Source organism: Acetobacter syzygii, assembly GCF_000964225.1.
Classification (GTDB): domain Bacteria; phylum Pseudomonadota; class Alphaproteobacteria; order Acetobacterales; family Acetobacteraceae; genus Acetobacter; species Acetobacter syzygii.
This window is the reverse complement of the sequence record NZ_BAMZ01000016.1, coordinates 1-21,869: the sequence shown is the minus strand read 5'-3', so window position 1 is coordinate 21,869 and position 21,869 is coordinate 1. Positions and strand designations below refer to the sequence as shown.

The following is a 21,869-nucleotide window of genomic DNA, read 5'->3' as shown; positions in this document are numbered from 1 at the left end:
TTATTGTGAGTGAGAGTGTTTATAAATCAAAGAGTTTCATATTTTAGGGCTATTTTGTATGGGGCATAATCGGGCGCAGCGTGTGTTTGGGATCATTGGTCGGAGTGGAGCAGGCAAAACGCATCTGATCAGTCGGCTTATTCCCTTTTTTAGTCAACAGGGTCTTTGTGTTTCCACAATCAAACACACTCATCATGGTGTCGATATGGATAAGCCGGGGAAAGATACTTTCCTGCACAGGCAGCATGGTGCTGTGGAAGTTATGTTGGCCACTCCGCAGCGCTGGATTTTACAGCATGAAGCCGCCAGTCCTCCTGTTTTAAACGACTTAATCAAAGCCATGCGTCCAGTAGATTTGATTTTGATAGAAGGTTTCCATGCGGAAGTACCTGCCACAATGGAAGTTTGGCGCTCCATAACAGGGAAAGAGGCCATTTTTACAAAAATGGAGCGGATACAGTCTGTTGCAACAGATGCGTTGGAATATTGCCATGACATAAGTCAGAAGCCTGTTTTCCACATTGACGATCTGGCTGGTATTGCACACCATATTCAAACCCATGCATTTTTATGGACAGATCAGAATGGTCTTGCATGACACCAGTCCCCTGCATTGAGGGGATGCCCTTCCGGAATACGTAAAATTCCCGCAGATTGGGAAAAACACAGTATGTCAGATGCTCCTTGCGACGGCACAAGGGAAAGCACGCGGTCATTCCCCTTTTGCAAAAGAGTTACAGGCACAAAGCAAGTTGTATCTGTTGGTGGCATTAAGGAAAAATTGCTTATACCAGAAAGTGTGTCTGAAGTCGTAGATTGGGTTTTTCTGGTTAAAACCGACAGTAAGAACGGAATAATAAAAAACTGAGTGCAAATGGCTGCTGCTCCCGTATTGCCAGGCAGACAAAAAACAGGTTTTGTGCCAAGCTGCATAACAGTAAAAGGTTTGCCTGGTCGAATTTTTACACGACGAAACAGACCATTAGCACCAAGGCTTTTTAGAACAGGCAAAACATGATCTGTTTTCCCAACAGAAATACCACCTGTTGTTAGGAGAATATCTGACTGTTCAACCATATCCAAAATGGCTTTTTTTAAATCGTGCTTACTATCAGAACGAACAACACTGTTAATGGTTTGAATACCCAAATTTTCCAGCATAGAGCCAAGTAGAAGAGTATTAAGCTCAGTCCGACAATCTTGTGCAGAGTGAGAAAACTCTGCACCATTGGCAATAATCCCAACAGTGAGCGGCTTATAAACGGATAGTTCTTGCACTTTCTGGCTGGCCAGTAGCACAAGGTGACGCCAATCTAGTTTTTGCCCGGCGTTAAGTAAGTGAGTTCCTGCGATAAACTCTTCCCCTAACCGCCGGATATTCTTGCCCGGTGCTATATCGACCAGATTAAGAGATAGCAGGTCATCTTTGAGTTGTGTCCGTTCCCGAGCAATCACACAATCTGCGCCAGCAGGCAGACGTGCGCCTGTTAGAATGGTGGCGGCCGTTCCTTTCCAGAGTGGAAGAGGCTGGTCTCCAGCAACAATATAATCCTGCAGCGGAATGGTGCCGGTATGTTTATCTGTTATGGTAATATCAGCACAGCAGAAAGCATACCCATCCATAGCAGAAATGTCAGCTTCCGGGCGTGGGGAATTGGCAAACAGGTCTTCCGCCAGAATACGGCCACAGGCCTGAGCCAGAGGGATAGTTTCTTTATTTTGCAAGGAAAGTTTTTTGGCCAGATCGGATAAAAGTTCTTGTGCCTGATCGTAGCTGACCATTTCTGGCATTGCTTTCTGTTCCGCAACTAAAGATGGATCAAAAGAATGCTCTAGACAATCCATGGTTCTATTACGCCGGGAATGAGAAAGGGTTTATGCCAATACGCAAGAAGCCTTCTGCTTCCGCCACTTTATCGAGTGTAAAACTCCCTATATCATCCGCGACTGCTTCCAAAGTTGGATCATAATCCAGACGGAAAGTTTTAATGTAACTTTTGCAATCGCCGCAGGTTTCAATCTGTATGGCAGACTTGGTATCATCCAGCGTCCAGTGGTCGATCTGACTGGTTTTTTCACATGCGATGCAAACGGCTCTGACCCGATGCCAGCGGGTCTCGCACAGGCTACATTGTAAATAACGGAGCCCTTCCCGGGCCCCATCCAGCACCAGACTGGCAACAGGCGGCGCACCACAGCATGGGCAGACAACAGATTGTGCGATCGGGTGTGTAACAGCATTTTTCTGCAGGGACGTAATAGCTTGCGCCCAACACGCGGAAAGTGCTGCCCAAATAACAACAGCACTACCCGGATTAACGAGTTGATACTCTGCGCGTAAAAGATGGACCACGAGCCGCGCAAGATGTTGTGGTTTAGTTGACAGGCCAGATAAGCGTTGGAGCATTTCTTGGGGTAAAAATGCTTCAAGCTGCGTTATGAGCCTAGCATAAGCAGTTTGCCAGCATGTTATGTCTAAAAGACGGTTTTCTAGCTGCTCATTGGACTGCTCACGTGAGATTACCGCGTGAATGGCGGTAATCTCATCTTGTTGAAGCGGTGAAAGGGCAAGGTTTTGTTGCTGAAAATGCACTATTTGCGAGAGAAAACGGTAATATTCACCATTTTCTCCTAACGCATGAGCCTGTGCGTTTAGCCTTTTAATGCGACGCTCATAAAGCTTATCCAGTATGGGAAAAATAACTGGATCGATCGCAACAATGCCGGGTGTCCGTTTGTCTGGTGGGACAATATCAGACCAAGTGTGCATTAGCCGGACCTTTTAGAATGCAGGGGATTAGTTGGGGCTACTTCTTCCTCATACCAACGGTCATGGTGTTGGCGTGCCCACGTGCGGGAGACGTATCCGCTGATCATGCCTCCAATGGAACCACGGACCCATAAACCCATGTATATATGTCCGATAACGAGCAGAATCAGGGCAAGACCAGCAACGGAGTGTGCCAGAAGAGCTAGACGCAAAACAGTAATGGGGAAAAAAACAGCAAAATAAGCGCGCCAGATCATTAATCCACTGACGAATAGCAAACTGATAAGAGACATAATGCCCCAGAACAGAATTTTTTGTCCTGCATTATACTTGCCGATCTGGAGTTTTTGTCCGTGTTTGTTCAGTAGAACATCAATAATATGTTTGAACCAGATCAGGTCTGTGCGCACAAACAGATTGTGGTGCACAAAACGCACAAACATACACATCAGTAACCCAAAAACGGCGATGCCTAAAAATGGGTGCAAAACACGGGCAAGCTGGGGTGGCCCCAGTACATAACCGAGCCAGTTCAAGCTGGGAAAAAACCACGAAAGTCCCGAAAGTGCGACAAGTGTAAAGCAGGATACCATGCTCCAGTGGAACATGCGGTCTATAAGTTTGGTGCGCAAGACCAGATTGCTGTTATCCATTATGCATCCCTCCCGTTTTGAGCTGAATCCTGATCAGCGTTTTCCAGTTTTTTGGCGGGCAGATCTACTGGAGGTTCTTCTTCCGTGGTGTTGGCGCCAACTCCCATGTAATGGACAAAAGCGCCGGCCAAAGTAGCAATAAACCCTAATGCGCCAACGGGTTTAAGCCACTCTTTCCAACCCCGCACAACAGGGCTGATGTGTGGGTTATCCGGCAAGCGATGGTACAGGCTGGGTTGGTCTGCGTGTGTCAGAACATACATAACGTGGGTGCCGCCAACTCCAGGAGGGTCGTAAAGTCCGGCACCGTCATGCCCCCTGCCCTTGAGTTCCTCAATGCGGGACGATGCAAGATCTTTCATTTCGGCTTTTGAACCAAAGGAAATAGCACCAGTCGGGCAGGTTTTTACGCAGGCAGGTTCCTGACCAACAGCCACCCTATCTGCGCAGAGTGTGCATTTGTAGGCACGGTTGTCTTTGCTGCTGATACGCGGAACGTCGAACGGGCATCCCGCAATGCAATAGCCACAGCCAATACATTGTTCGGACTGAAAGTCCACAATACCGTTGGCAAACTGCAAGATCGCACCGGGGCTGGGGCATGCCTTCAGGCATCCGGGTTCGGCGCAGTGCATGCAACCTTCCTTGCGCAAAAGCCATTCCAGCTTACCGGTTTCGTCCTCATATTCATCAAAGCGGATGACTGTCCATGTTTCAGGGGAAAGATTGGCCGGGTTGTCGTAAACCCCGACATTATGCCCGACATCATCACGCAGATCGTTCCATTCCGAACAGGCAACCTGACACCCTTTGCATCCTGTGCAGAGGGACACGTCAATCAGTTTAGCAACTTCCTGCTCATGACTACGTGCCTGTGGTAATGGCGTTAGTCCATTAGTGGCGGACCGGCGGATAATGTCTTGTGATTGCATACCCATCAGTTCACCTCAGACTTTTTCTACATTAACAAGAAAAGCTTTAAATTCTGGCGTTTGGGAGTTGGCATCCCCAATGGCGGGTGTCAGCGTGTTCGCCAGGTAGCCTTTGCGCGTTGCTCCTTTAAAGCCCCAGTGGCAAGGTACGCCCACCTGATCGAGATCCTTACCCATAACATTCAGGCGTTTGAGCCTTTTGGTCACAACGGCTTTGGCCTCGATATACCCGCGATGGGAGGATACGCGCACCATATCCCCGGCGTGGATGCCTAGTTTGTCGGCCAGTTTATCTCCAATTTCCACAAACTGTTCTGGCTGCATAATGGCGTTTAATCTGGAGTGCTTGGTCCAGTGCCGGAAAAGTTCTGTAATCGAATAAGTGGTCGCAACATAAGGATATTGTTCAGGACCACCCATGCGAGGTTTTTCATCCGCAAAAAAGCGTGCAGCGGGGTTCCTGAGCGTAGTTTTGCCCAAAGCAGACGCTACTACGGGCGTTTCGGTGGGTTCATAATGTTCAGGGAAAGGCCCATCAACCAGCTTATCGCCGCCTGCGAATAACAGACCCACCCCTTCGCTATGCATAATAAAAGGCCCAATCCCACTATTGGGTGGGGATGTTACAGGGTAATCCGGTACATCAGCACCACTCCAGTGGTGTCCATCCCATGCGATAATTTGCCTCTTAGGATCCCATGGACGCCCCTGCACGTCGAGCGATGCCCGGTTATACAGAATGCGGCGGTTTGCAGGCCACGCCCATGCCCATCCGGGTGTGGCGCCAAGCCCGGTATCCGTATTATCACGTCGGGCCATCTGGTTCCCTGCTTCGGTCCATGACCCTGCAAAAATCCAGCAATAACTGGCAGTGCTGCCATCATCCTTCATGACCGAAAAATCGGGCAGAAGTTCCCCGCGGCGAACCACAATATTTCCTTTGTCGTCAGTTATATCCGCCAAAGCGTAGCCATTGGCTTCTTTGGCCACTTCTTCAGGCGTTGGATCTTCTGGTTCTTTGTAATTCCACTGCATGTTCAGCACCGGATCTGGGCAAATACCTCCTTCTTTTGCGTAAAGAGCGCGGAGTTTGGTAAATATTGTGCCAATAATGTGCCCATCGTTCCACGCTTCACCTGGCGGACTAGCCCCCTCAAAATGCCATTGCAGCCACCGGGCTGAATTGACAATGGAGCCGTTTTCTTCTGCAAAGCAGGAAGCTGGCAAACGGAAGACCTCTGTCTGGATGTCTTCCGGCTTAACGTCGTTATACGTTCCTTCATTTTGCCAGAAATTGGACGTTTCCGTATCCAGCGGATCCATGGTGATCAAAAACCGCAGTTTGGACAACGCATCCCGCATACGGTTTTTGTCTGGCATGGCAGCCAACGGGTTAAAGCCCTGCGCAATGTAACCGTTGACCTTGCCTTGATACATCATCTCAAAATAGGCGAGCATATCGTAGCTGCGATCCCATTTTGGCAACCAGTCATAACCCCAGCTATTGGCGGGGGTCGCATGTTCCCCCCAGAGAGTTTTCATCAAGCTGACAAAAAACTTGGGAGTGTTGTGCCAGTAATTAACCTGCTCGGGTTCATCGGCTGGAGGGACAACAGCCTGCATATAGCTATCCAGCGTTTGCTGGCTGTCTTTGGGAAGGTTCATGTACCCCGGCAAACGGAGTGATAGCAAGCCAAGGTCTGTGTAACCCTGAATGTTTGAGTGCCCGCGCAGGGCGTTTAACCCCCCGCCTGCCATACCAACATTCCCCAGCAATAGCTGGATCATGGCCGCAGTACGGATGATCTGCGTACCATTGGTGTGGTGGGTCCAGCCTAGTGCGAACAGAATTGTCGATGTAAGGTGAGGCACGCTGGTTGCTGCCAATGTCTCGCATACATGTAGAAAGTCTTTTTCGGGGGTGCCTGTGATCTGGGCAACGACTTCTGGCGTATAGCGAGCAGCGTGTTGGCGTAAAAGATTGATCACGCAGCGCGGGTTCTGGAGTGTGGGGTCAACGACTGCATAACCCTGCGCATCGCGTTCATACGCCCAGGATGTTTTATCGTAACTCCGCTTGTCAGGGTCATATCCGCTGAATAACCCATCATGAAAACTAAAGTCTTCTCGCACGACGAAGGGTGCATTGGTGTAGGACTTCACGTATTCATGCTGGATCTGATCGTGTGTCAGCAGGTAGTTGATAACGCCAAGCAAAAAAGCGCCATCTGATCCCGCCCGAATAGGCGCATAAAAATCGGCCACTGCGGCACTACGGTTAAATCGTGGGTCCACCACCATAACTTTGGCACCGTTACGGATTTTGGCTTCCATAACCCATTTAAAGCCAACCGGGTGTGCTTCTGCGGGATTTCCCCCCATTATCAGCACGACATTGGCATTTTTAATATCAACCCAGTTATTGGTCATGGCTCCCCGGCCAAGGGTCGGTGCCAGAGCAGAAACCGTTGGTCCATGGCAGAGGCGAGCCTGACAATCCAGTGCAAGAATGCCCATAGAGCGTGCAAATTTAAAATCTAGCAGCCCCGTCTCGTTACTGGCGGCGGAAGATGCAAGCATTCCTGTGGTAAGCCAGCGGTTAACGGTCTCACCTTTTTCGTTTTTTTCTATGAAGTTCTTGTCACGATCATCTTTTAACAGACGCGCTATGCGATCAGTTGCTTCCTCCCAGCTAATTCGCTGCCATTCCTTGCTTCCCGGAGCGCGGTAGGAGGGATAATGCAGACGCCCTTCACTGTGAATAAAGTCAACCAGACCGGCCCCTTTTGGGCAAAGAGAACCGCGGCTGACCGGATGGTCTGGATCACCTTCAATATGGAAAATGCTGGGTTTGGCATTTTTTGCACCATCACCCAGAGAATACATAAGCAAACCGCACCCTACGGAACAGTAGGTGCAATTGTTGCGCGTTTCTTTGGCTCTGAGCAGCTTGTATTGTCGTGTTTCCTGCGCAAAAGCCTGCGGCGGCGCAAAACCAAGGGCAATAGCGCTGGCCCCTCCTACGCAAGTTCCGGCATTCTTTAAAAATTCCCTGCGGCCCAGAGCCATCTCAACCATCCCGGTTTTGTAAGAAACAGTAATACGGGATGTGTATATATGCTCCGTTATTTTGATCATTGATCAGGATCACACGACCTTAAATCTTAACAATTTTTTTTATGATTTTTGTAGGAATTGAATAAACTGTTGCAGAAATGCACGTGTAAATACAAAGAGTGATGGAATTAAAAAGAGTAACCGCAGTTATCTATATTTTTTAATATATAGATAACTGCGGTTGGTATGTTATCTGATTACTTAGGCTGATCAGATTCAAGTTTTGGGTGTGCGACTACAGCAGGCATGCCTTCAAATGCCTGCTGCACATCTGTCAGGGTTGTTTTGTGGTTAGCGATGAGTAACTGGAGCAGGATGCGGGCTTTTTGCGGGTTGAGGTCATACGAAACAATAAAACCATGAAGATCGTCTGAGACCTCAACATTTCGGTTCACAAAGCCTGAGCCTGTGCGGGTTGAGCGAACAACAAGGATGCCTTGTTTGACGGCGCGATCAAGTCCCTCCAGAGCAGTATGGGATGTGTTGCCATCTCCAACACCGGCTAAAATTATGCCTTGCGCCCCGTGATGTATGGCATCGTCAATCTGCACGGCATCCATGTTGCTGTGACCATAAATAATTTCCACACGCGGAAAAGGACCATGATCAGGTATCTGCAGCTCATTGAGGCGGGATATGGAAGGTGGTGCTATAAACCGGATGGAGGCTGGGTCTACATATCCTTCGGGAGAGGCATTAACAGACTGGAAAGTCTGCACTTCTGTCGTGTTGGTTTTGCTGGCCCAGCGAGCACCATGGATTGTGTCGTTCATCACAATCATGACCCCACGGTCTTTTGCATTGGGGCTGGCGGCAACCTTTATCGCTTCATACAAATTAGCTGGTCCATCTGCGCTGATGGCAGTGCTGGGGCGCATGGAGCCTGTAAGGACAACCGGGTTATGAGTATGCAAGACATTTTGCAGAAAAAACGCGGTTTCCTCCATTGTGTCCGTGCCATGGGTAATAACCACTCCCTCAGCCTGATGCTGATCAAACGCGAATTGAATACGTTTTGCTAAGCGGATCCACACATCATCATTCATATCTTGCGAGCCGATGTTGGTGATCTGCTCTATATCAAACTTGGCAAGTTTGTTCAGTCCCGGCACACTCTCGGCTAGCTCTTGCCCTGTTACGCCTCCCGCATTGTATCCAATAGCTGAACGAGCACTTTTTGTGCCAGATATGGTGCCACCAGTCGCAAGTACGAGTATGCGTGGTAGATGTGTAATGGGATCGGTTGACGGGTTTTGTGTTGCAGATAAAGTATAAAATGGAAAAGAAATCACAATGATCATTATGCTGATCTGTAAAAATGGTTTAAAACATAGATTTATACGCATAATTTCATCCGTTTGGTATAAATGGTAGAATAAAAATTTTTCCATATATCAGTGAAGAAACGCATATTTTTATAAAGACGGGAGATAGCTCAAATCTCCCGTCTTTACCTGTAACGTTATGCTTCGCTTTTTAAAAACTCTTTATAATATTCATCTGCCATGCTGCGCAGTGAACGTCCGATTGCGGCATACTGATATTCGCTCAGGTTTGCCAAAGAAGCTCGAGCGGTGGGTTTTTGCACACCAAAACCTTCACCCGGGAGGAGAACAATCCCGGTTTCATCCGCTATACGGAACAGCATTTCTCCAGTGCTGGCGCGTTTGAGCATCCATTTGGCGAATTTTTTACCGTAAAGTCCGCGCGAAATCGTTTCCAGATCAAGCAGGGTGTAATAATCGACCGCGTTTGCATCTTCCGAAGGTTTAACCCCCAGTTCACGGTACAGGGCGGCTTCGCGACGGCGAATGACGGCTTTGAGAGATGCTTTGTAATGTCCGGTTTCGTCCATAAGAGCGAATAAGGCAAAAAGCACCATCTGCACTTGTTGTGGTGTAGATAGACCGGCTGTGTGGTTCAGCGCGACAGCTCTGCTGTCCGCAACCAGGCGATCAATAAATTTAAGGGCGCTGGCATCGGTTGTCAGGCTGGAGTAACGGCGCTCAAGTGCTTTTTGTGCGCTGTCGGGCAGTGCCCGTAGTAATCCATCGATAATATTGTCTTTGTGGACACCAATAACGCCCAAACGCCAGCCAGTCGCACCAAAATATTTGGAGAAAGAATAGACCAGAATGGTATTGGCGGGACAGGCAGCATACAAAGAACGGAAATCATCGGCAAAAGTGCCATAGACGTCGTCTGTCAGAATCATCAGATCAGGACGGTCGTTCTTAACAATGGATGCAATCAATTCCAGAGAGGCATCATCCATTTTAACAGATGGCGGGTTACTGGGATTAACGCAGAAGAAAATTTTAACAGCAGGATCTTTCAGCTTTTCCAGCTCAGCAGCTGGGTACTGCCAGTTCATTTCCGGGTCTGCATTGATGGAAACAACTTCTAGCCCGTATTCTTCCAACTGGGGGATTTCAATGTAGGGAGAAAATACTGGAAGCCCGATGGCAACCTTATCTCCCTTTTTTACCAACCCGTTTTGTTTGAGGGTGTTGAAAATATAAGCCATGGCGGCTGTGCCGCCTTCTGTGGCAAAAAAATCCGTGCTTTCAACTGGTAAGGCACTGCCCACCATTTCGCGCAGAACATACTGACCAGCAATCTGCTCGCTCATGGTCAACATGCGCGGTGGGGTTGGGTAGTTGCAGCCGAGGATACCCTCAACCATTTCATGCAGAAAGGACGATGCGGAAAGCCCCATCTGATCACGCACGTAGCTTAATGCCCGCCCGAGAAAAAAGATGCCATTTTTATCACGATTTTCGGACAGGAACCGCTCAAACCGTTCTTCAATCCCATCTACGCGGGCCTGACCGCCTACGCCAGCCGTCATGTAGGAAAAGGAAAGTTCGGATTCAGCTACGGCAAATTGCCCTAAATGGAAAAAAGCAGAGCGCGGGAGGGTTGCCAGAAAGTTGGGGTTGCCTCGGCCTGCATTCAGCATAGTGCGATCTGTGCGGCTTGAGGCCAAGCGAATGAGCTCGTCCTTGAGTTCAAAAGGACTGAGGTTTTTGAATTTTGCGTAATCAATGGCCATTGTTATCTCGTTTTCTTGTGGTTCAAAAAATTAAGTCAGGAAAAAGCAACAACCAGCGGCCCAAGCAGGGTCAGCAGCACATTTGCCACGGCATAAGTAATGGCAAATGGAGTTGTTGGAACTGAGTTGCCTGCCTTGTTCAGCACTTCCCCAAAGGCAGGATTGGCACTGCGCGAACCCGCCAGAGCACCAGCAAAGATGGCGGTATTGTCGTAACGGAGTACGTACCGACCAAACAGCATGGTCACAATGAGGGGAAGCAGGGTAACAACAACACCAAGCATGAACAGGGTAACCCCATGCTCCATAATGGTTGCGACAGCCTGTTGACCGGTTTGCAACCCTGTTACAGCGACAAAGCCAGATAATCCCAGATCAACAAGAAGGGATGAGGCTGGCGTAGGCAAATTGCCCGATGTGCGATGTTTGCTCTGGTACCAGCCAAACAAAAGACCAGATAAAAGAGCCCCTCCACCACTGCCTAACGTAAGAGGCACCGCCCCCATACGAATGACGATCATACCGATCAACAAACCCAGAACCAGCCCGCAACCATGAAAAACCAGATCGGTTTTAACGCTTGTTGTAAGAACTGGTCCCAGTTGTGCTGCTACGCGCTGTACGTCGCTGCTGGTGCCATAAAGAGAGACGATGTCCCCCAATACTGCTTGGAGTGAATCGTTGATTGGCAAAGGTTTGCCATCACGGTTAATGCCAAGCAGGTAAACACCATGCCGTGTAGAGGGAGATAGCTGCTGCACGCATTCGGCAACTGTTTTGCCTGCGAATGTCTTGTTACTTAAGCAAACATCCCGCTGGACCATAACAATGTCCATACCATCGGCATTATGGGCTTCGGGACCAAGCAGTTGCCCTGCTGCCATAACGTTTGCCCTGTGCCCAACAAGGAGCACCAAGTCGCCCTGTGCAAGCTGTGTTTCCTGCGTAAAACTAAGTGGGCTGCCATTACGGCGGATCTGCTCTATGGTGACAGAAGTATTCTCAATCTGATTAATACTTTGGCCAGAATGAGAGACCGTAAAAACGCGTCCGACAAACTCAGGCAGAGCCGATTGTTCGCCTTCAGCATAAATATGAACGCCGCCCATCTGAGACGCTTCAGCTTTTAGGGCATCCTCGCGAATACTGCGTTTGGTTAGCCACGGAAGAATGTTGACGCAGAGAATAATGGGGCCAAGCGAACCAAAAATATAGGTAACGGCATAGCCGACAGCAACATTCCCTTGCAGTTGCTGTACCTGCGCAAGAGGAAGGCCAAGCTTTTCCAGAGCAGAGCTGGCGGTGCCAATAATCGCAGACTGCGTTAGACCGCCAGCAGCAATACCGGCTGCCAATCCCTTATCCAAAGAAAAAATGCGCGCTACAGCAACAACTGTTAGCAAGCCACTTATGGCCAGAACAACAGCCATAAGCACTTCCCGGATAGATTGCCGTCCAAGAGAGCGAAAAAACTGCGGACCACTCTGAAAGCCTACGGCATAAATGAAGAGGGCGAAGAGAACTGCTTTAACGCCAGAATCAATGTGAATACCAATCTGGCTAATAGCAACCGCGGCAAGCAATGACCCGGCAACCCCTCCAAGCTGGAAGGAACCAAAACGGATTTTTCCAATGCCATAACCTATGGCAATAGCCAGAAACAATGCGATTTCGGGGCACGAATTGAGCAATGTTTTAACAAAAATCGTTGTTTCCATACAGCAGGAACTTCACTTCTTCTGATTTTCAAAACCTACTGTTTTGTTATAATGACCAGCTATGTCAAGTGAATCGTTTATTGCGCTAAAATAAAAAACAACAATTAGTTTCAAATTCGTATTGTTACGAATTCATTATAAAATAATCCAATGATATTTATTTGGATGTGTATAGAAATTTTTGGATCCCAATGTTATAAGCCTCTCCTCTTAACGGGAGTGTATTTTTAGGGTTTAATGAAAGAAAATTATGATCAATATAAAATCAAAAAAAAAGACTATAAATCATAGTTTTCTAATTATATCGGGAGTTTTATTTTCTATAACGCCCAAATTTGTGCACGCAGCGGATGGACAATGGTATACTGGTTCTCTGGTTTCCCCTTCTGGGGCAGAAGCTCATGCCGGTCTTTTGGGTATTGAACCTTATTATAGCTACACACAACCTATTGGTTACTTTGGTAGCAATGGTGTGAGCCATCCACAGCACCCACGCCAGCAAACGTTTAGTAATTCAACAATGTGGAAATATGGTATTACAGACCATATCAGTATTCAGGCGCATACAGTTGTAAATTATGGATGGGAGCAGGGTCACGGCCATTCGTCTGGACCAAAATTTGGTGATTTTCCGGTTGATATGGTCTGGCGCTTTGTTGACCCTAATCCTGCAAAATATATTCCGGCGTTCAATCTGTTTGCTGGTGTCTATTTTCCAACAGGAGATTATAAAAAATTACAAAGCAAGCAAAATAGTAATGGCACCGGGTCATATGTTTTTCGTGTCGCTATTACCGAGCAATCGACATATGTTGTAAATGGCCACCATGCCTTGCGTTTGCGCACTTGGGGATGGTTCCGCCGGGCATTAACATCTGCACAATTAGAAGATATGAGCAGCTATGGAACGGCTGCAGGCTTCCATGGTCGGGGTCGCCCAGGCATGAGTGGGCAGAGCGGTTTTTCTTTGGAGTATGGAATAAACCAGTCTTGGGTTCTGGCTATGGATCTTGCGAGGGATTGGGCAAATGGTTCGCATGTGTGGGGTTCTGATGCACATGGTAAGCGCATAAATCGCATTGCATCCAGCAGCGGAGATTGGCAGATTGCGCCAGCAGTTGAGTATAGCTGGACATCTCGTATGGGTATTATTGTTGGTTCTGCAATTTATTATGCAGGCCATAATACAGGCGTAAAGGTATCACCGCAGTTCGCAGTGAATATGGTCTATTAAGTATTTTTAAACACATCTAATCAAAAACCTCCTTCTCATCGTATTGATGGAAGGAAGTTTTTTATGTCAGCCACAGGGTGATCAATTATTCCAACGTAAATTCGTTAAGTAGTCCTTTTAGCTGGCGGGCCTGTTGTGCCATGTCAGAGCTTGCAGCAGATGTTTTTTCAACCATAGCGGCATTCTGTCGGGTGCCTTGGTCTATGGTTGACACTGCATTGTTTACTTCCTGCAAAGCGGTGGCCTGCTCGGAGGCTGCCTGAGCAATAGCTTTGAGGTGATCACCAATATCTGCCACGCTGGAAATAATGGTGCTAATAGCGTGCCCCGCCTCGCCCATAATGGAAACGCCCGATAGCACTTGCCCACGGGATGTTTCGACCAGTTCTTTAACTTCCTTGGAAGCATTGCCTGCGCGGTTAGCTAGATCACGAATTTCCTGCGCCAGAACTCGGAAGCCACTTCCTGCCTCACCTGCGCGTGCTGCCTCCACACCGGTATTCAGGGCAAGAAGATTGGTTTGAATGGCAATGTTAGACATAACGTTCGTAATTTTACTAATTGCTTCAGATGAACGTTCAATCTCAGACATGGCTGCTGTGGCGCGGTTGATCATAACGCCAAACTGTTCAGTAATGTTTTGACAATCATTGACAAAAGTATTGGCTTCGGCAACGCGCGCGGCAGTTGACGTGACTGTTGCCGTAATTTCTTCAACAGCAGCAGCGGTTTTTTCAACAGAAACAGCCTGTTGCTCTGTTCTGTGAGCAAGGTTTTGTGCTGCGCTGTTAATTTCATCAGCAGTAATATCAATGGTTTCAGTCGTGTCGCTAACAATACCCAATGTTTCACGCAGGGACTGGATTGCACCGTTGAGGTTGTCACGCATTGGAATGTATGCTGGTGGCAATTCTTTATCCATTTTCTGGGAAAGATTGCGCTCAGCAACTTCGCTCAGAATAATGCCAAAACTATCAGCGACAAAGGCTTGCTCTTTTTGAATGACTTCATCGCGTGATTTCTGGCGGGCTTTCTCGGCTTCTTCCAGATATACGGAAATGGTTAGATCCATTTCCAACATGACCGCCTTACACAAACTGGCAAGTGCATTGCCCATCTGTTCCATGGAAATAGCGGGTTTTTTTGTAAATAAACCGGGTTTTGGTGTGCATTCATTGACAATGCTATGGATAAGATGATCCAGAACAATAGCATAACCACCAATATACCAGCGTGGTTCTAAGCCAATTTTTGCGTGGACACTACCGATTGTATGTACTTTTTCGGCATAGTTCTGGTCAAAATTAGCAGACGAAATATTTTTCCAATGATTTTGCTGAGCCTGTTTTGCATGTGCAATTTTTGGCTCTGAAGAGAAAAAGTGATTGGTTTCGGGAGTTTTGCGAACCTGCTCGTAAAATACATCCAATGCAATGGGTAATTCACAATCAATAATGTCTTTGATCAAGCGAATAGAGGCGCAGTCAGCATCAGTCAGGTTCATAAATTTGCGCCGGTATTCCAAATCAGCAAAATCCTGCGCACGGTTTTGTGAGTGTCTTATTTCGGTAGAAATGCTATTCATTTGGAACTCCCGGTTTTACATTTTTATATTTTTTCTGAATAGAAATGCCCTTCTATTCAGAAAAAATTTGGAATACTCAGAGAAACTGGTTTTGGGTGCCGGTTAATGTTTTGCGTCACGATGCAAAAGACGGCCTCGTTTGAACCCATTGCAACAGATCAGTTGGCGGCATGGGGCGAGCGAACAGGTAACCCTGCATGACATCGCACCCCATTGAGCGTAACCTTGTCTCTTGGAATGTGTCTTCCACACCTTCGGTAACAACGTGAACACCCAATCTTTTGCCAATATTGATGGCGGCTTCCGTTACAATCAAAGAGCTAACATCTTTTTCAAAGTTTATAATAAAGCTCCTGTCTATCTTGATTTCTGTTAACGGTAGATGAGAAATACGAGATAGAGACGAAAAGCCCGTGCCAAAATCATCGAGCGAAAGACCAACACCAATTTCGCGCAATGCAGTCAATGTGGTCATGGTCTCCACATTCTGTTGCATCATGCCGCCTTCCGTAATTTCAATTGTCAGGCGTTTAGGCGAAAGGTTGTAACGTGTGAGCAGATTGACGATCTGCTCAGTGAGGGTTGGATTGCTAAAGTGTGCAGCAGAAAGGTTAACGCTAACAATGGGAACGTAAAGACCGATCTTGTCCCATTCTACAATCTGAGCACAGGCTTTTTCCAAGGACCACAATCCAATGGCTTCAATCTGAGCGGTTTCTTCTGCAATAGGAATGAAGCGTGAAGGTGGAATGGTGCCTAACGTTGGGTGGTGCCAGCGAGAAAGCGCTTCCACCCCATAAAGCATATTATTTTTAATGCTGATTTGTGGCTGGTAGAACAGTTCCAGTTCTGAGTCTTGCAAAGCTTTACGTAGAGCGGAACCAATAATGACGCGTGCCCTTACATCGTCATTAACAATGCTTCCCATAAGTCGGAAGCTTTTGCGGGCCGTCTTTTTGGCTTCCAGCATAGCCATTTCGGCACGGTTAAGGATGTTCTCAATTTCAAGACCATCATCAGGATACAGGCTGATGCCAATGCTCAACGAAATAATGAGCTCTTGATTATTAATCACAACAGGTTCGCGCATTGCGGCCGTCAGGCTGTCAGCAAATGCGTTTGCGATTTCATGATCGCCGTTCGGGATGATGACGACAAAATCATCTCCGCCTAACCGCCCCGTAATGAAGTTACTACGGCATTGAGCCGTCAGACGCTGAGCCATCGTCTGTAAAAGGGCATCCCCTTTATCGTATCCCATAAGGTTATTGATATCTTGAAAGAGATCAACATCCAGAACAAGCAGCGCAAACGGGTTGCTTGTGGGCTGAAGAGTCATATCTCGCAAAATCGTTGTGACGGCATTTCGGTTCAGTAAACCGGTCAGGGCATCATAGCGATCAAGTCTGCTTAATTGCTGGCGCGTCTTGCCACGCTCAATAATGGCCGCGCATGATGGTACACACCCGCGAACAATTTTTTGCGGCCAATTGGTTATTTTGTCACGATTGCGGGAATATAAGACAAAAATCCCAATAAGCTCTCCAGCCCCGTTTGTAATGGCAGAAGCCCAGCAATCTAGAAATTCACTTTCATATCCATTTCCAGATTCGGTATTCCAGACAATGGAACGCGCCTCCTCCGGTGCCAGGGACATTGCGACAACATCGGTCTCGTTCAATGTAATGCGCATAAGCATTGCAATTTTTCTACGAGAAAGCCCTTCTCCCGAAAGAATTTCAAGAGTTTGTTCAGAATTTACCTGTAAAAGTGCGGCAACACTATTGGGAACAAGCTGTTCGGCTTCCGCACAAAGCATGTCGGCAATATCCTGCTCAGAGGCTTCGCCGGATAGCTCATGGAAAACACGGTTTTGGAGATCGAGAATTTTTCTGCGATGACTTTCTTCGGTAACACCCTTCAGGAAGGCCATATAGTAACGTTGTTTGTCCGGGCCTATAATGGCAGTAGAGATGGACATTTCGGCGGCAACATAATCACCGTTTGTTCGTGTAAAAACCACCTCACGCGAGGTTCCAACGATCCGATTAACGCCTGTGTTCCGATTGTGGTTAATGTAACCATCGTGCTGCGGGCGCTGCTCCAGTGGAACAAGGCAATTAACATTTTTGCCAATTACGTCAGCCGAAGAACAGCCCCATAATTGCTCTGCCGCAGTGTTGAAAAAAACAACATGGTTAAATTGATTGATAATAACAACGCCATCTGCCGCCTGCTCAAGCATATCAAAATATAAAGTCGTGTCATCTGGGCGTATCGGTGGTTTAGATGTAAGCATTGTCAGGCCTTGAATGTGCAGAAATATGCATTGGCGTTTTGGTAAGATAAATTATTGCGATTTATATCAACCAAAATAATTTTTTTGGTCATAAGTGGGTATTGTAAGTGCAAACCCACGAACATTATCTTCGTGTTGAACAATTGAAGGCATGGTCATCCTGCATAATAACAACCTTAAACTCATGTACCCTTACCAGCGGTTAGGCCTACTACAACTGCATCCATCTCAGGACGCAGAACAGGTATGAGTTCATCACCCTTGTGTTTGCCTACGCGGAGCATCAAAGGACACTTTAAAGGGAATTTCAAGAAAATTGAGAATTTGTTAACAGAATTTCACGCAGTGATGGGCGATCGGAATAGTCCAGATTGTGGTATTTTATTGATAATCTGATTGATCGTAAGCGCCTTGGCATAAGACTATATTTATTACATGCTTAAAATATAGAAATTTATTGAGTTTTTAAGAAAAATCCGATGACCGAAAGATAAAAACCAGCGGTATGATTTTTTAATTGGGAAGGGATGACAAGCGTAATTTACACGAAAAAATCAATTAAAAATATTCCGCTTTCGTATTAATGAAATTTACTTGCCGGGCATTACTAACGCTGATTTGACTGGACCCTGATAAGGTGCATTTTTAATGTTTTATGAGAGTGTTTTGGCTGGGGGACCTGGATTCGAACCAGGGCTGACCGGGTCAGAGCCGGTAGTTCTACCGCTAAACTATCCCCCAGCAAGGCGACGCTTTGAAGTGCAAAACCTCACTTCTGTGCCGGTGACGCTCTACTAGCACCGCCTTTGGGGGCTTGCAACCCCATAAAGCAAAAGAATTTTGTTTTTGATACAGATTTATCTTGTCCCAGAGCTTTGTGGTCCCCAAAATAAGTGAGTGTTTGTGCAACCCTAGCTCCATAAAGGACCGGCAGATGGATCATCCTCTCCCTTGGGCCGGCCCTTCGGTCAGCAGGCGTTATGTTTCTCATCATGGATATGGCGGTGAGGCCGAGTTATTCGGTGCTCTTGATCTGGGTACCAATAACTGCCGATTGATGATTGCTGCACAGACGGCAGGCGGGTTTAGGGTTGTAGATAGTTTTACAAGAACTGTCAGGCTTGGCGAGGGATTGCATCATTCTGGTCGTTTGAGCGATGCGGCCATGAAACGCACGGTTGAAGCCTTGCTGATATGTGCTGAGCGTTTGGAGCGCCGGCAGGTTGGTGTATTTCACGCTGTAGCAACGGAGGCTTGCCGTAGAGCGATAAACGGTCGAGCTTTCATTCAGCACGCTCAGGCGGAAGCAGGGTTTGAAATCCACATTATTTCAGGCCGCGAGGAAGCCAGTTTGGCTGTTGAGAGTTGCGCCAACCTCATCCACAATCATCGTTTTGGTCTGCCTCGTGGGCGCGCTTTACTCTTTGATATTGGCGGAGGCTCTACCGAGATTGCATGGGTAAGGAGCGATGCTTCCTCGCAGACTGAATCTTTAATAGGCTACCTTAGTCTCCCCGTGGGGGTTGTGACCCTTGCGGAGCAGTTTGGCCCGGTCAATAATATGACCCCTGCCCGTTACCGTGAGATGGTGGCTTATACGCGGGACTATTTGCTGGAATTTGAAAATGTTCACCGGATACGGTCCGAGATCAAGCGCGATCAGGTGCGTTTGATTGGCACCAGTGGAACAGTCACAACGCTTGCTAGTCTTATTCTCGATCTCCCACGATATGCTCGCGCTGCGGTCGATGGTTCGCTTTTGCCAGCGAGTAGTGCGCGGCTAGCAGTGCGTAAATTGCAGGATATGGGGTTGGGTAATATAGAAGCACATCCCTGTATCGGTCCCGATCGTGCGCCATTCGTTCTTCCTGGCTGTGCTATTTTTGAGGCTATTCATGATATTTGGCCGATGCAGGATATTATTGTGGCTGATCGTGGGTTACGAGATGGCATGATTCTCCGAATGCTCCGCCAAACTTCTCATGCGTCTCGCCGTTCTGCGCGCTCGCATTCGGCGCGGCGGGTTTTTTCCACACCAAGTTTTATTCAGGCAACAGGTTCATGAGCGACAAAAGACCCCGTTCATCCGGTCATTCTTCCACGCTGCGGGTGCCGGGGCGCGCGCGTAAAAGTAGTGCAACCCCCGGTGGTCGGGTAGCAAAAGATGATTCTGATGCTCCGCAAAGAATGCGTACGCAAACAGTTTCTCTCAGAACAGCGCGCGGTCGCACCACCGCTCAACAGAAGTGGCTCGCTCGCCAGTTAAATGATCCATACGTGCAGGCTGCACACAAGCAGGGCTGGCGTTCACGTGCGGCCTTTAAACTGATTGAGTTAGATGACAAGTTTGGTCTTATCCGCCCCGGAATGCGCGTGGTGGATTTGGGGGCGGCCCCCGGAGGCTGGACGCAGGTTCTGGTCAAGCGCGGAGCATCTCGGGTTGTTGGGGTCGATTTGCTGCCAGTTGATCCAGTGCCAGGGGCGGAAATTATAGAAGGGGATTTTACAGATCCGGATATGGCCAGCACCCTTACCTCCATGCTGGGCGGTAAAGCTGATCTGGTGGTGTCGGATATGGCACCAAATACCACAGGTCATGGTCCCACCGACCATCTGCGCATTATTGGTTTGACCGATGAGGCCCTGCATTTTGCTTTTGAAATTTTGGCAGAAGGTGGTGGATTTGTCGCAAAAGTGTTTCAGGGCGGATCAGAAAAAGCCATGCTTAATACGCTCAAACAGGCTTTTTCCATGGTGCGTCACGCCAAGCCTCCTGCTAGCCGGAAGGATTCGTCGGAACTATATGTTGTGGCTACCGGATTTAGGTCTGGCAGATTGGCGGCAGGGTCGATCAAAGATCAGCAATATTCCGAGGAAGCTGAATAGCTGGCTGGAATGAACACTTGCCCCTAATGTTTGATGTTGAGCTGAGCCGATCATGACTGATACTATTCTGGATGTTCGGGGGCTGAGTTGCCCCCTCCCCGTCTTGAAAGCTAACCGTATACTTCGGGAATTGCCCGGCGGCACACGTTTGCGTATTTTGGCTACAGACCGTGCTTCAGTTACGGATTTTCAGGTTTTCTGTCGGGAAACAGGCCATGCTCTGGTCTCCTTTGCTGATGAAAATGGTATTTTTTCCTTCACGATCAAGCGACGCTCCTAAGTCGTATAATTGCGATCATAGCTGGAATTCTGCCTGTCATTCATATGCAAGGCTTGGCAGACGGCACCTTCTCGCGCTATGGGCTGCCCTTCATGAAGGATAGGGACGCCCGCACAATGCCGGACAACATCACTTCGCTGTCTTTTGAGGACGCACTTTCCGAGTTGGAAAAAATTGTGCGTGGTTTGGAAGGTGGTCAGATGAAGCTGGAAGATGCCATTAAGGCATACGAACGCGGTGCGGCCTTGCGGCAGCATTGCGAGGCCAAGCTAAGTGAAGCTGAAGCCCGCGTGCAGGCGATCGTGCAACGGTCCGACGGGTCGTTGGACATGAAACCGATGGACTGAGATGTCGATGACTGAGCCGACACAAACCACAATTATTCGCGCAGCAGATGCTGCGCTCCTCAAGCAGGATATGAGCGCACGCGCAAGTGTGATCGAACAGACGATCGATGCGCTTCTTCCGCCTACAAAGGGAGGAGACGCAAGGCTGATAGAAGCCATGCGCTATGCGACCTTGGGGGGTGGTAAGCGCTTGCGTGGTTATCTGGCTGTTACTGCGGCAAGTTTATTTGGCGTGCCAGAAGAACAGTCCGCCAGAGTGGCTGCATCTGTAGAGATGCTCCACGCCTATTCTTTGGTGCATGATGACCTGCCCGCTATGGATGATGATGACCTGCGCCGTGGGCAACCGTCCACGCATCGCCAGTTTGATGAAGCCACGGCCATTCTGGCAGGGGATGCTTTGCAAACCAAGGCATTTGAAATCCTTGCTGATGCCCGGACGCACACAAGCGCTGATGTTCGTATCGATCTGATCCAGAGTTTTGCTGACGCATCGGGTGCTGCCGGTATGGTGGGTGGACAGATGATCGATATGGAAGGTGAAGGACGTGCTTTGCCGCTTGATGAAGTGCGCCATCTTCACGCTCTGAAAACAGGATGCCTCATTCGCTATTCAGCGGAAGCTGGGGCGATTCTGGGGCAGGCTTCTCCCGATCTTCGCAAGCGTTTGAGGGTATATGGTGCTAATATCGGTGCCGCTTTCCAGATTGCTGATGATGTGCTGGATGCTACAGCAACAGCTGAAGAACTGGGTAAAACCGCAGGTAAAGATGAAGCATCTGGCAAATCTACTTTTGTCGCTCTTCTTGGTATCGACGGAGCACGTAATGAAGCTGCGCGTGTTACGGAAGCGGCTATTGCAGAGCTCGCACCATTTGGGGCCCAGGCCGATCGGCTGCGTGACCTTGCCTACTACGTGATCGAACGGAGAAACTAAGGTCATGGCTGATCAGAACGCCCCGTCCCCGATTCCCACTCTTGGCCGTTTTCCGG

At 48.3% G+C, this 21,869-nt stretch carries 17 protein-coding genes and 1 tRNA gene; 7 read left to right on the top strand and 11 right to left on the bottom strand.

Going from position 1 to position 21,869, the window contains the following annotated elements; translation table 11 throughout:
• Positions 1–58 precede the first annotated feature (58 nt).
• On the top strand, positions 59–598 hold the full coding sequence (gene mobB / locus Absy_RS07095; protein ID WP_048854046.1) for a molybdopterin-guanine dinucleotide biosynthesis protein B: 540 nt from the start codon (positions 59–61) through the stop codon (positions 596–598).
• Here the strand turns inward: mobB and Absy_RS07090 are convergent.
• The 8 genes from Absy_RS07090 to aspT form a co-directional block, all read right to left on the bottom strand.
• A complete protein-coding gene (locus Absy_RS07090) occupies positions 580–1,845 on the bottom strand; it encodes a molybdopterin molybdotransferase MoeA (protein ID WP_048854045.1) in 1,266 nt (421 codons plus the stop codon). The genes mobB and Absy_RS07090 overlap by 19 nt on opposite strands.
• A gap of 7 nt (positions 1,846–1,852) precedes the next feature.
• On the bottom strand, positions 1,853–2,770 hold the full coding sequence (fdhE, locus tag Absy_RS07085; RefSeq protein ID WP_048854044.1) for a formate dehydrogenase accessory protein FdhE: 918 nt from the start codon (positions 2,768–2,770) through the stop codon (positions 1,853–1,855).
• Positions 2,770–3,423 (bottom strand): formate dehydrogenase subunit gamma, encoded by a 654-nt coding sequence (locus tag Absy_RS07080; protein ID WP_048854043.1) that lies wholly within the window; start codon positions 3,421–3,423, stop codon positions 2,770–2,772. Before Absy_RS07080 ends, fdhE begins: the two co-directional genes overlap by 1 nt.
• A complete protein-coding gene (gene fdxH / locus Absy_RS07075; protein WP_048854042.1) occupies positions 3,423–4,361 on the bottom strand; it encodes a formate dehydrogenase subunit beta in 939 nt (312 codons plus the stop codon). The genes Absy_RS07080 and fdxH overlap by 1 nt, the downstream gene beginning before the upstream one ends.
• A gap of 9 nt (positions 4,362–4,370) precedes the next feature.
• A complete protein-coding gene (fdnG, locus tag Absy_RS07070) occupies positions 4,371–7,424 on the bottom strand; it encodes a formate dehydrogenase-N subunit alpha (RefSeq protein ID WP_084596986.1) in 3,054 nt (1,017 codons plus the stop codon).
• A 245-nt stretch (positions 7,425–7,669) separates the two neighbouring features.
• Positions 7,670–8,863 carry an asparaginase gene (locus tag Absy_RS07065; RefSeq protein WP_245614769.1) on the bottom strand — a complete coding sequence of 398 codons (1,194 nt, stop codon included), beginning with the start codon at positions 8,861–8,863 and terminating at the stop codon, positions 7,670–7,672.
• A gap of 71 nt (positions 8,864–8,934) precedes the next feature.
• Positions 8,935–10,527 carry a bifunctional aspartate transaminase/aspartate 4-decarboxylase gene (locus tag Absy_RS07060; protein ID WP_048854041.1) on the bottom strand — a complete coding sequence of 531 codons (1,593 nt, stop codon included), beginning with the start codon at positions 10,525–10,527 and terminating at the stop codon, positions 8,935–8,937.
• 35 nt (positions 10,528–10,562) lie between these two features.
• Positions 10,563–12,245: an aspartate-alanine antiporter gene (gene aspT / locus Absy_RS07055; RefSeq protein WP_048854040.1), complete on the bottom strand. Its 1,683-nt coding sequence runs from the start codon at positions 12,243–12,245 to the stop codon at positions 10,563–10,565.
• 250 nt (positions 12,246–12,495) lie between these two features.
• Between aspT and Absy_RS07050 the strand changes: the two genes are divergently transcribed.
• Positions 12,496–13,479: a hypothetical protein gene (locus tag Absy_RS07050; protein ID WP_048854039.1), complete on the top strand. Its 984-nt coding sequence runs from the start codon at positions 12,496–12,498 to the stop codon at positions 13,477–13,479.
• Positions 13,480–13,564: 85 nt separating this feature from the next.
• On the opposite strand, the gene Absy_RS07045 is transcribed toward Absy_RS07050, so the two are convergent.
• The 3 genes from Absy_RS07045 to Absy_RS07035 all read right to left on the bottom strand — a co-directional run bounded on the left by Absy_RS07045 (position 13,565) and on the right by Absy_RS07035 (position 18,104).
• A complete protein-coding gene (locus tag Absy_RS07045) occupies positions 13,565–15,064 on the bottom strand; it encodes a globin-coupled sensor protein (protein ID WP_052945721.1) in 1,500 nt (499 codons plus the stop codon).
• 115 nt (positions 15,065–15,179) lie between these two features.
• Positions 15,180–17,363: a sensor domain-containing protein gene (locus tag Absy_RS07040; RefSeq protein WP_048854038.1), complete on the bottom strand. Its 2,184-nt coding sequence runs from the start codon at positions 17,361–17,363 to the stop codon at positions 15,180–15,182.
• Positions 17,364–18,030: 667 nt separating this feature from the next.
• Positions 18,031–18,104: transfer RNA gene (locus tag Absy_RS07035), tRNA-Gln, on the bottom strand.
• 193 nt (positions 18,105–18,297) lie between these two features.
• Between Absy_RS07035 and Absy_RS07030 the strand changes: the two genes are divergently transcribed.
• The 5 genes from Absy_RS07030 (at position 18,298) to Absy_RS07010 (ending at position 21,813) form a co-directional block, all read left to right on the top strand.
• On the top strand, positions 18,298–19,428 hold the full coding sequence (locus Absy_RS07030) for a Ppx/GppA phosphatase family protein (RefSeq protein WP_048854037.1): 1,131 nt from the start codon (positions 18,298–18,300) through the stop codon (positions 19,426–19,428).
• Positions 19,425–20,249, top strand: coding sequence for an RlmE family RNA methyltransferase (locus tag Absy_RS07025; protein ID WP_048854036.1), 825 nt, complete (start codon positions 19,425–19,427; stop codon positions 20,247–20,249). The genes Absy_RS07030 and Absy_RS07025 overlap by 4 nt, the downstream gene beginning before the upstream one ends.
• Before the next feature lie 52 nt (positions 20,250–20,301).
• Positions 20,302–20,529, top strand: a complete 228-nt coding sequence (locus Absy_RS07020; RefSeq protein ID WP_048854035.1) for a sulfurtransferase TusA family protein — start codon at positions 20,302–20,304, stop codon at positions 20,527–20,529.
• A gap of 92 nt (positions 20,530–20,621) precedes the next feature.
• On the top strand, positions 20,622–20,876 hold the full coding sequence (locus Absy_RS07015) for an exodeoxyribonuclease VII small subunit (RefSeq protein ID WP_173957829.1): 255 nt from the start codon (positions 20,622–20,624) through the stop codon (positions 20,874–20,876).
• Position 20,877: 1 nt separating this feature from the next.
• The gene (locus tag Absy_RS07010) at positions 20,878–21,813 is read left to right on the top strand and encodes a polyprenyl synthetase family protein (RefSeq protein WP_048854034.1); all 936 of its coding nucleotides are present in this window, start codon (positions 20,878–20,880) and stop codon (positions 21,811–21,813) included.
• The last annotated feature ends 56 nt before the right edge of the window (positions 21,814–21,869 follow it).